We start from the raw sequence: 296 nt of genomic DNA on the forward strand, positions 1-296 counted from the left end.
CCCGACGCCACGATCAGCATTGCCGACGACCTGTTCGGCGGTGACAACGTGATCAACAACGCCGAGTCCCAGCAAGCCCAGACCATCAACGGCACCGTGGGCGGCGCTGCCCAAGCCGGTGACACCGTCACCGTCACCATTGGCGGCACCGACTACCTGACCACCGTCAATGACGACGGCGAGACCTGGGCTGTTGACGTCCCGGCTGACGCCGTGGCCGACCTGGCCCCAGGCGACATCACCGCCGTAGTGACGGGTGAAGACGCCGCCGGTAACCCCTACGACGCCACCGACAC

1 protein-coding gene is annotated in these 296 nt (G+C 66.9%); it reads left to right on the forward strand.

Annotation, left to right across the window (positions count from 1 at the left end; translation table 11 throughout):
- Positions 1-48: 48 nt before the first annotated feature.
- On the forward strand, positions 49-296 hold a 248-nt coding region (locus MLE19_RS23870), incomplete at its 3' end, for an Ig-like domain-containing protein (protein ID WP_425356829.1).

The sequence above is a fragment of the Vreelandella neptunia genome, from assembly GCF_022489065.1.
GTDB lineage: Bacteria > Pseudomonadota > Gammaproteobacteria > Pseudomonadales > Halomonadaceae > Vreelandella > Vreelandella neptunia_A.